At 68.7% G+C, this 9,753-nt stretch carries 9 protein-coding genes and 3 pseudogenes; 6 read left to right on the plus strand and 6 right to left on the minus strand.

Going from position 1 to position 9,753, the window contains the following annotated elements; all coding sequences use genetic code 11:
• Positions 1–202 precede the first annotated feature (202 nt).
• Both ACFYOH_RS43845 and ACFYOH_RS43850 read left to right on the plus strand, forming a co-directional pair.
• Complete coding sequence (locus ACFYOH_RS43845) at positions 203–565, plus strand: DUF1304 domain-containing protein (protein WP_388637747.1); 363 nt, start codon at positions 203–205, stop codon at positions 563–565.
• Positions 562–1,125, plus strand: coding sequence for a TetR/AcrR family transcriptional regulator (locus ACFYOH_RS43850; RefSeq protein ID WP_388637750.1), 564 nt, complete (start codon positions 562–564; stop codon positions 1,123–1,125). Before ACFYOH_RS43845 ends, ACFYOH_RS43850 begins: the two co-directional genes overlap by 4 nt.
• Before the next feature lie 4 nt (positions 1,126–1,129).
• Here ACFYOH_RS43850 and ACFYOH_RS43855 read toward each other — a convergent pair whose 3' ends face one another.
• On the minus strand, positions 1,130–1,324 hold the full coding sequence (locus tag ACFYOH_RS43855; RefSeq protein ID WP_388637753.1) for a hypothetical protein: 195 nt from the start codon (positions 1,322–1,324) through the stop codon (positions 1,130–1,132).
• 10 nt (positions 1,325–1,334) lie between these two features.
• The gene (locus ACFYOH_RS43860) at positions 1,335–1,610 is read right to left on the minus strand and encodes a hypothetical protein (protein WP_388637756.1); all 276 of its coding nucleotides are present in this window, start codon (positions 1,608–1,610) and stop codon (positions 1,335–1,337) included.
• Positions 1,611–2,278: 668 nt separating this feature from the next.
• On the opposite strand from ACFYOH_RS43860, the pseudogene ACFYOH_RS43865 reads away from it, so the two are divergent.
• Positions 2,279–3,680, plus strand: a pseudogene (locus ACFYOH_RS43865) (IS1380 family transposase).
• A gap of 193 nt (positions 3,681–3,873) precedes the next feature.
• On the opposite strand, the gene ACFYOH_RS43870 reads toward ACFYOH_RS43865, so the two are convergent.
• Positions 3,874–4,738, minus strand: a protein-coding gene (locus ACFYOH_RS43870) for an IS5 family transposase (protein ID WP_388637759.1) whose coding sequence is annotated in 2 segments (ribosomal slippage) — positions 3,874–4,236 and positions 4,238–4,738 — 864 coding nt in all. Because the reading frame shifts where the segments join, the coding sequence is not laid out codon by codon here.
• Positions 4,739–5,224: 486 nt separating this feature from the next.
• On the opposite strand from ACFYOH_RS43870, the gene ACFYOH_RS43875 reads away from it, so the two are divergent.
• Positions 5,225–6,757 carry a hypothetical protein gene (locus ACFYOH_RS43875; RefSeq protein ID WP_388637762.1) on the plus strand — a complete coding sequence of 511 codons (1,533 nt, stop codon included), beginning with the start codon at positions 5,225–5,227 and terminating at the stop codon, positions 6,755–6,757.
• A 553-nt stretch (positions 6,758–7,310) separates the two neighbouring features.
• Positions 7,311–7,754 carry a large conductance mechanosensitive channel protein MscL gene (gene mscL / locus ACFYOH_RS43880; RefSeq protein ID WP_115912821.1) on the plus strand — a complete coding sequence of 148 codons (444 nt, stop codon included), beginning with the start codon at positions 7,311–7,313 and terminating at the stop codon, positions 7,752–7,754.
• 154 nt (positions 7,755–7,908) lie between these two features.
• Here the strand turns inward: mscL and ACFYOH_RS43885 are convergent.
• From ACFYOH_RS43885 to ACFYOH_RS43895, 3 genes and pseudogenes are all read right to left on the minus strand, one after another.
• Positions 7,909–8,115, minus strand: a pseudogene (locus ACFYOH_RS43885) (hypothetical protein); the annotation flags it as partial.
• Between the two features lie 16 nt (positions 8,116–8,131).
• Positions 8,132–8,227: pseudogene (locus ACFYOH_RS43890) on the minus strand (IS5/IS1182 family transposase); the annotation flags it as partial.
• 122 nt (positions 8,228–8,349) lie between these two features.
• Positions 8,350–9,435, minus strand: coding sequence for a hypothetical protein (locus tag ACFYOH_RS43895; RefSeq protein ID WP_388637765.1), 1,086 nt, complete (start codon positions 9,433–9,435; stop codon positions 8,350–8,352).
• A gap of 134 nt (positions 9,436–9,569) precedes the next feature.
• On the opposite strand from ACFYOH_RS43895, the gene ACFYOH_RS43900 reads away from it, so the two are divergent.
• Positions 9,570–9,753: transposase (locus ACFYOH_RS43900; protein WP_388637768.1), on the plus strand; the 184-nt coding region annotated here is incomplete at its 3' end.

A 9,753-nucleotide genomic window follows, 5' to 3' on the forward strand; every position in this document is an offset into this window, starting at 1 on the left:
TGAACGCGTTCCAGATCGCCTTCGAGGGCCGCCTGACCCCCAGCAACAACTGACACCTCAACTACCAAGATCAGCCGTTAAGTTGACACACCCGGCCTTACGGGCACGGGAGCTGCGCCGGGGGTGGCGGGACCCGGTGATTTCATGGACAGGTGTCCAGCTATCCTGGACATCTGTCCAAGATGGGGAGGGCTCGCTGCTCATGGAAATCGTGGCGAACGTGCTGGTCGGCCTGGTGGCCGTGCTGCACATGTACATCCTGGTGCTGGAGATGTTCCTGTGGCAGCGGAAGCCGGGGCGGGGGCTGCACGGGTTCGACCCGGAGACGGCCCGGGCGACCGCTCCGCTGGCCGCCAACCAGGGCCTCTACAACGGCTTCCTCGCGACCGGACTGGTGTGGGGGCTTCTCGCCGCCGACCCGACAGGCTTTCGGGTCCAGGTGTTCTTCCTGTCCTGTGTGGTGGTGGCGGGCGTGTTCGGCGCCACCACGGCCAACCGCCGCATCCTGTTCGCCCAGGCGCTGCCCGGCGCGCTCGCGCTGGCCGCCGTCCTCGCCGCACGATGAGCCGGGCGCCGCACGAGGACCCGAGGGCGGCGCGCACCCGCGCCAGGCTGCGCGCCGCCCTGCTCGCCGAGTGCGCCGAGCGACCGCCGGCGGAGGTCGCCGTGGCCGCGCTGGTGCGCCGGGCCGGGGTGGGCCGGGCCACGTTCTATGTGCACTACGACGGCATCGAGGCGCTGGCGGTCGACGCGTGCGCGGACGTCGTACGGCAGGCGGTGGACGCGCTGCACGCCTGGCGGGGGCGGCCCGATCCGGTCCACGCCCCGCCCGCGCTGCGGGAGTTCTTCACCGGTCTGGCCCCGCACGCGGCCCTGTACCGGTCGCTGCTCGCGCCGGGCGGCGGCGGGCCGCTCGGCCGGGTGCTACACCGGGACCTGCGGGCCCGCAGCCTCGAGGAGCGCGAACTGGCCGGCGCGGCTGACGCCCCGCTGGTCGCGTCGGCGGTGGCGGCGACCTTCGCGGGTGTCCTCGCGGACTGGCTGCACGGGCTGCTGCGGGCCACGCCGGAGGAAGTCGCGGACCAGGTCTGGCAGTTGCTGGTCGCACTGCACCGGAGCCGGTGACCGGTCACTTGCAGGCGACCTCCCGCGCCGCCCGGGGCCAGGCCTCCACTCCGGAGGACGTGCGGACGTAGGCGGTGTCCCGGTCCTCCGTCAGCCACAGGTGCCGGTCACGGTAGTGGTACCCGGTGTCGCGGGCGCCCGCGGGCATGCGGACCTGCTTGCGGTACGGCGCGCTGAGCAGCCCGTCACGGGCGAGCACACCCTCGGGATCAGACGTACGTGCGGCCGCCCAGGGTGAGGAAGCGGACCGACTGCCAGCCGCAGTGCTCGGCTCCGGTGGAGCTTTCCAGCCGGCTCACCGGCACCCGTGCGCCGCCGCGGTCCGTCCACACCTCCCAGCCCTGGGCGGCCGCGCACGCGGCCGGGAGTTCGGCGGGATCGCAGGCGGCGTTCGTCTCCGGGCCCCAACCGGGGCGATCCTTCTGGACCTTGGCCACCACGACGGCCACCTCGGTGCGGCCCTTGACGTCGAAGGAGTACAGCACCCGGTCGGCCTCCCGGCGCTCGGCCCGGTGCCGTGGTCGGGCTGCACGGGCTGAAACATGTCGAGGGGACGTGATGGAGCCGGAGTCGGTGTTCGCCGCCAGCGGCCTCGTCCGCGCGCTCGGCCCCGCGCAGACGTGCTCGCCGCACACGGCCCCTCGCCCGGCGTGCAGAGACCGTACGCCAGGCGCCGGCTCAACCGGGACGTACATCTCGCGTACTCGCATGCAGAAGGCGTGCGCCGACCTGGCGCGTCGGCCGGGTCCAGCAGTGAGCGACATGCCTCGTCGGCCTCCGTGGCGGCCCCTACATTCACCCGAACGGGTGATATTTAGGGCCCTCCTTCACGCCTCGGAAGCGGCTTCGCGCGAAGGCGCTTCCCGCAGAAGGCCGCAGGCGTGTTCCCGCAGGCCACCGCCGTCAACGCGCAAAGTGAAGCGGACTTTGGGCACGATCGCGATACCAACCTCTATCGATAGGGCTGTTTCCGCAGGTCACGGCCGTTTCCCCCCAGGGTTGACGGCATGGGATGGAAAGCCCAGCCGCTAGCCTGCGCGTTTCACTTGCCGCAGTGTCCGGATCTTGAGCGAGAACGCGAAAGTGCCTTCTGAACTGGGACGATGAGGCTTGTCTAAGGTCTCTGTCATCACAGCAGGAAGGCACTTTCTGCGTGCACACTACCGGGTCGCGCCCCAAGCTCGTCGTCTCGTCCGACGGGCGCGGGGTGGTCAGCCATGCCGGGTCCCGTCTGCTGGCCGATCTCGCCGATGCCACCGGCCTGACCCTCGCGTTCACCAACGCGCTGCGCCGACTGCGGCCTCGCGGGACGGGACACAGTCCGGGCAGGATCGCGGTGGATCTGGCGGTGATGCTCGCCGACGGCGGCGAGGCCATCACGGACCTGGCTCTACTGCGCGATCAGGCCGAGGTGTTCGGTCCGGTGGCCTCCACTGCGACCGCCTGGCGGCTGCTGGCCGGCATATCCTGCCGCCCTCGCGGCACTGCGGGCGGCCCGCGCCGCCGCCCGCGAAGTCGCCTGGATGCAGGCCGCCGACACCAGCCCTGGGATACCCGCGGCTCACGCGGGCGGACGCGACCTTGCGGGCCTGGTCCTGGACATCGACGCCACACTCGTCACCTGCCACTCCGAGAAGGAACAGGCGGCTGCCACCTATAAACGCGGCTTCGGCTACCACCCGCTCCTGTGCTTCCTGGACAACACCGGCGAAGCCCTGGCAGGAGTGCTGCGGCCGGGCAACGCCGGCGCCAACACCGCCGCCGATCACATCGCCGTCCTCGAGCAGGCCATGGTCCAGATCCCCGACGCCCACCGCCACGGCACCCCCCTCCTCATCCGCACCGACAGCGCCGGAGGTGCCAAGGCATTCCTGCACCACATACGCGCCCTGCGCTCGCGCGGCATCCGGACGTTCTTCTCGGTCGGATATCCCGTTACCGAACCGGTCCGCCGCGCGATCCGCGCCCTGCCCCAGCACGTCTGGCATCCCGCGCTGGAGCAGGACGGCTCCCTGCGCACCGGCGCGGAGGTCGCCGAGTTGACCGGCCTGGTGGACCTGGACGGCTACCCCGAGGGCACGCGGATCATCGTGCGGCGTGAACGCCCGCATCCCGGCGCCCAACTGTCCCTGTTCGACCTCGACGAAGGCATGCGCCACCAGGTCTTCCTCACCGACACCCCCTACGAGGAAGGCTCCCTGCAGCACCTGGAAGTCCGCCACCGGGCGCACGCCCGCGTCGAGGACCGCATCCGCTGCGGCAAGACCGCCGGCTTCGGCCGCTTCCCCTCCCGCCACTTCGCCATCAACCAAGCGTGGCTGGAGTTGTCCCTGACCGCGCTCGACCTGCTCGCCTGGATGCGCACTCTGCTGCTGGAAGGCGAACTGGCCGCCGCCGAGCCGAAGAAGCTCCGCTACCGGCTGCTACACGCAGCCGCCCGCATCACCCGCGGCGGTCGCCGCCTGCGCCTGCGGATCTCCGCAACCTGGCCCTGGCGAAACGAGCTGATCAGCGCATTCGCCCGCCTCACGGCCCTGCCACGGCCGGCGACCTGAACCGCGGCACCGCCCCTGACCACCCACGACCCGAGGAATCCTGGAGAAACCGACCCGCGCGTCGGGCCCCAGCCATGCCCACCCGACCACGAGCAACCGACACCACCGCTTCACCGCGATCCGACCAGCTCAGCCACGCGAAGCGAAACAGGGAGGCTAACGGAGTCCTACTAGGGCCTGTGTGATGTCGTGATCAATCGGCTGCTTGCAGGAGGTCTCCGAGCCAGATCATCGAGGCGCGGAGTTCGAGGCCGGCTAGGTAGCTCTCGGGCGTCTTGTCGAAGCGTGTGGCGATACCGCGCCAGTCCTTCAGCCGGTTGATCAGTCGCTCGACGATGTTGCGCTCCTTGTAGGCCTCACGGTCGAAGGCTGGTGGTCTGCCGCCCCGGCTGCCCCGTTGCAGCCGGTGGCCCCGTTGATCCGCCGGGACAGGGATGACCGCCCAGATGCCGCGTCTGCGCAGGTGGTCGCGGATCGCGCGGGAGGAGTAGGCGTTGTCGGCCAGGACCACGTCGGGCCTGGTGCGCGGACGGCCACGCCGTCGGGGAACGCGCAGGCCTGCCCATGACATCGGTGAAGGCGGGCGCGTCACCGGCCTGGCCTGCGGTGAGAACGAACGCGAGCGGTCGGCCGCGGGCACCGGCCGCGAGGTGGACCTTCGTGGTCAGTCCGCCGCGGGACCGGCCGATGGCGTGGTCGGCGGGTTCGCCGGCCGAGGCCCCCTTTTTGCGGGCTCCGGCAGCGTGCTGGTGAGCCCGCACGATCGTGGAGTCCACCGAGACGGCCCAGGCCAGGTCCTCGTCGGCGTCGGCCTGGGCCACCAGAGCGGTGAAGACCCGCTCCCAGGTGTCGTCGACGGCCCACATCCGCAACCGGTTGTAGACGCCTCGCCAGTTGCCGTACTTCTCCGGCAGGTGCACCCACTGCGTCCCGGTCTGGAACTTGAAGGCGATCGCGTCGATCACCTGACGGTGATCCCGCCAGCGGCCTCCCCGCTTCGGCGTACGGTCCGGGAGTAACGGCTCGATCCGCGCCCACTGGGCATCTGTTAACGGCACCCCCGGACCAACGACAGACCGATCCAAACGAAACTGCCAGTGGTGGGGCCGCAGGTCTCCCGAGAGCACCCAGCCCCACCTCGCTTGCCGTTCCCGTCGCGCAGCACCTCGAGCGCCTCCACCCAGGCCTGGTTGTGCTCGTCCGCATCCGCGTGTCCGCAGACACTCAGTTGTGACTGAGCACTTCAGGTGGCCGGTGAGAGCTTGTGTTCGATCCAGCCGCTATATTCGTCCATCACTTGGTCACGATCCGCACCAGACGAACGGTGATGTCGGGCCGGGTACTGGATGGCCCCCTCCCTGAGCTGGGGCCATGTGATCCTGTGGGGGGATACCACCGTGCGACGTGCTGCTCTGCTTTCGACTGCCACCGCCACAGCGCTGGCGGCCTCGATGTTCACCGGCCCTGCGCTGGCCCGTGCCGATGCCGCTCCAGGGAGTGGACCCGTCCTGGATAACGCGGACGCCTGGTACGACTATCCCGGAATGGTCTTCATTACCGCGCACTCGGACGCTGCGATCACCCATATCACCGCACACTTCACCCCCGTCGGCAGCCCGGACGGCGCGCCCGAGGCCGGATCCACCGACGACTTCACCCAGCAGTCCGGCACGGACGGCCGGTCCGGAATCTGGCAGGCCCCGGTGCACCTTGCGAACCTCGGCGAGTACCGGATCACCGTCGATATGGAGGACTCCTCCGGCGCCACGGTCACCGGCGTCGCCTCACGCTCGACCCTGCAGTACCAGACCATCCTCACGGTCCCGGACCTTACGGTAACGCCGGCCAAGCCGGACTACTTCCACCAGAAAGTGACCGTCAGCGGTACCGAACTCGCCGAGGACCCACGGACGCCCGGCACACGGGTGCCGGTCGCCAACGCGCCGGTCGTCATCACCTGCCAGGGGACCTCCCCGTACAACAGGTTCAGCACGCAGACCGACGCCGACGGGCGCCTCACCTTTTCGTTCATCCCCAACGTGTATTGGGCCGACGTGCAGGCGTGGCCACAAGACTCCAACGTCTACCCCGGGGCGATCCTCCTGCGCTCGCCCCAGCAGCCCATGAACCCCGTGCAGGCACCGACCCGGTTCACGGCGAGCACGCACGCCCTCAATCTGCGTCAGGGAACGACGGGTACGGTTACCGGCCACGCGGAGATCCAGACGGCCGACGGCTGGCAGCCGCTGCCGCACACGTCACTCAGCCTCATAGGTACCGGCCCTTCGCAGGGCTTCGGGGGGACGGCCACCACGGACGACAACGGGTTCTACAGCCTGCGCGTCCCCTCGGACAATCCGCTGCCGACCGGCCAACTCGTCCTCAGCGGCACGCCGTTCTTGCAGCCTGCCACTGAGCCCTTCAGCCTCCGCGTGGCATTCACGACCAACCTCACCATGGACGCCACGCTCGACGACGACTCCCGGCTTCACGTCTTGGGAGACATCGAGTACAGCGATCCCCGTGCCCACTGGCCGTCCAACACCGCCGTCACCATCGAATACTCCAAAGACGGCAAGACCGGCTGGAAGTCCGCCGCCACCACCCCGGTGAAGATCCGCCACAACAAACCCAACTTCCAGGAAGTCTTCGGCACGTCGTTCACCGCGCCAAACAACGCCTACTGGCGTGCCCGCTTCAACGGCAATCCCGACCTTGCGAGCAGCACCACCAAGCCCGTCCACCTACGCCGCTACCCCACACGGATCACCGGGTTCGACGTAACCCCCGAACCGGTCCGCAGGAACGGCCTCGTCCACCTAAAAGGCACGCTCCAGTACTACACGGGTACCACCTGGAAGCCGCTCGCCGACGCCAGCCCCGCCCTGTACTTCCGGCCTCGCGGCGCCTCCACCTACCGCTACATCAGTGACTTGGACACCGACTCCAAGGGCCGGATCCTCAACATCACCCAAAACGACACCCAGGACGGCACCTGGGCAGTTGCCCTGAATCGCAACATAGGCGACCAATACCTCAAGAGCCCCCTGGCCACGGACTACGTCGACGTGCGATGACCATGCCAGCCAGCCCGGCATCCCCGGACTGCGGCTGGACCACGCCAGCAGACGTGGCGGCCGTCATCCGTCACGCTCAGCCAGCCAACTGAAGCGCTGCGCGGCGTCAATGAGGTCAGCCCTCCGTGCAGCCCGTAGGTTGTGCGCGCTGCACGGAGGGCCGGCCTCCGAGGCGGCCGACTCGTCTCCACGTCGGTGAGGGTGACTCGCGTCTCGGGCATGTTGCCGACGGCGCCGATCCACCGGCGATGCCGAGTATGACCACCTCGTCAGCCTTGAGCTGGGCGGCGATCCGAACGATCCCCTCAACCTGTGAGTGGAAGAGCCGGTCTGCACGGGCAAGATCACACTGGCCGCGGCGCAGAAGGCGATCGCCGCCGACTGGACCACCGCCCTGCACAAGCTCGGACGGAGCTGACAGCACCTCACCGCACCCGGCCCGTCTGCCGGCTCACCCAGCGCCCAGTAGGTATGGGTGAGACGTGGCAGGGCATCCGGGGTGAGGGGCCGGGGTACCGCCCGTCGATGTCATGGGCCTTGAAGGGGTGAAAAGGTGAAGGGCTTCCGCAGTTTCATCCTGCGCGGCAATGTGGTCGACCTGGCGGTCGGCATCGTCATCGGAGCGGCGTTTACCGCCGTCGTCAACGGCTTCGTCAGCGCCTTTTTGACCCCGCTCGTGGGGCTGGCCACCGGTGCCACCGGCGACATGACCCGCAAGACCTTCACAGTAGGCGCCACCAAGTTCCCCTACGGAGCCTTCATCAACGCGGCGATCAGCTTCCTCCTCCTCGCCAGCGCCCTGTACTTCCTCGTCGTACTCCCGATCAACAAGCTGCACGAGCGCCTCGCTCCCCACAACGACGTCCAAGCCCCCAAGCGGGACTGCCCCGAGTGCCTCAGCCCCGTCCCGGCCCAGGCCCGACGCTGCGCCTCCTGCACCGTCCCCCTGCCCGCGGTACCCGCCCAGGCCGGGGAGACAACCCAGCGGGCCGGGTGACCGGCCCCCTGATCGACCGGTGACAGCCGGACAACCTCGGCCCGTCGAGTGCGATGTCTCGGAAGCGGCCCAGATCACCAAGGCCGTCAAGCGCAGGCTCAAGCAGATCCAGTGCCGACCGGACACAGTCGATGGCTGCCTCGCCGGCACTGGCCGGGCTCACCGTTTGCACCACCCCGCCGTGCTCGTCGTATGTGCAAGGGAAGGTGCAGTCGTTGCGATCGGTCCACGACGTGATGCGGGCGTCTTCGTCACAAGTGAACCGCAGTGGCAGAGCGAAGGAGTTGACCACCGTCTCAAGGTTGCCGTGCGGGTCGTAGCCGAAGCGCCGCACGGTCTGCAAACCGGACGGAGTACGCAGTAAGCCTTTTCCACCCTCACTCTGAGCTGGTCAGATGAAGGGTGAGGACGGCCTGGACGAAGCTGGTGACCCGGGTGGTCGAGCACCGCAGTTTGCGGAGGAGCCTCCAGCTGGCCGGCACCGCTCAACTCCGCGGCCACCCGCTTGCGTAACCGGCGTCCCCGGCGCCACTGCCTGGCACAACATGCCGATGAGCAGTACACGGCATCGGGCCGTGCTTCCGGCCCCAGCCGTTCACCGCAGCCCCCGCACACTCGCTCTCCGGCCTGCCTGGCGTCCCCTGACACCCGGAGTCAGCGAGGTGGCGTAAGCGAGGTCGGTGATTGGCCGCCACCAACCGCCAACGCCGCTGGTTCCGATGTCAGTCTTTGCGATCTTGATGTTGCAGTGAACACCGCCGTTAGCGCCGTCCTCGCACACGTAGTCGCCGACATTGTTGTGACCCCAGCCGGTGACCGGTTTCGAGTAGTCGTAGGTCAGCTTCGCTGCCCCGTCGTACAGGTAACCGCTGAGCTGGGGTTTCGGAAGGTCGATTCCCTGGACGTCGTCGGCCGTAGAGACCTCAAGGCCATCGCTGCTGCCGACGGCGTCACCACCGGCATAGGTCCGCCAAAGGCCGTCGTTCCCGTTGCAGTGGGCGGCGGTGGTCAGCATGTTCTGACCCTTTTCGTTCTTGATGCCGAAGCCACTGGAGAAGATACCGCCGGTGGGATTCTTCAGCGCGGAACCTCCGGTCCAGGGGGCAAAGTCCGTCTGCCTGGTGATCTCCGACGCGTTGGGGTGTGCGGCGGCAGGACGGCTGACCGGGGCCGCAGGTGTTGCGGCCTCTGCGGGCGGAGCCTTGTAGCTCGCGGTGGTGTTGATGCCCGTCAACCGGCCGGTGAGGGCCTTGACCTCGCGCGAACGGTCTTTGCGGGCAGCCGGTGCGAGGGGATCTTTTGGAGCGGCCGTGCCCGGACCGAGGGCATCGGCATAAGTAATGCCGAGGCCGCCTCCGTCCACGGCCGGGCCGATGCTGGTGATGCGTATGGGGGTCGACACGCCAGCGACACGCAGCTTCACGGGCTTCCCGCCGCGCAGGAGCTTGTTCCTGGCCGCGTGCAGATCGGCCTTGGAGTAGCGGGCCGGAAGGACCGAAGCAGTCACGCCCTCGGGCAGGTGAGCAAGGATACGCTGCACACGCTGGGGCGGGGAGCCCTTCCAGTGCAGGCGCAGGCCGTTGTGGTCGGGGTCAACTTCGATTTCCGTGAAGCCCGGAATCCTGGCCCGGTCCGATTCAGAGAGCCCTTCAGTGATCTGCCCGGCGACCTTGTCGAGCACTTCCTGCTTCTTCTCGATCGCGATGAGACGCGGATCCGTGACAGGGCGGCCCTTGCCGGCGATGGCTACCGTCTTTGCCGCGCCGCTGCCGGGCGGTTGGACCGACGCGCCCGCGGAGGGGGAAGGTTCAGTCTATGGGGCGGGATACGTGGAGTTGGATTGTTCCGGACGGGCTGTGGGAGATCGCCGAGCCGCTCATCCCACCGTCGAAGGTGCGGCCACGGGGCGGCGGAACGCAGGACACGCCTGATGAGACGCTGTTCGCGGCGATCATCTACGTGCTGGTCAGCGGTTGCGCCTGGCGGGCTCTGCCGCCTT

This window comes from Streptomyces sp. NPDC007856, from assembly GCF_042868225.1.
Classification (GTDB): domain Bacteria; phylum Actinomycetota; class Actinomycetes; order Streptomycetales; family Streptomycetaceae; genus Streptomyces.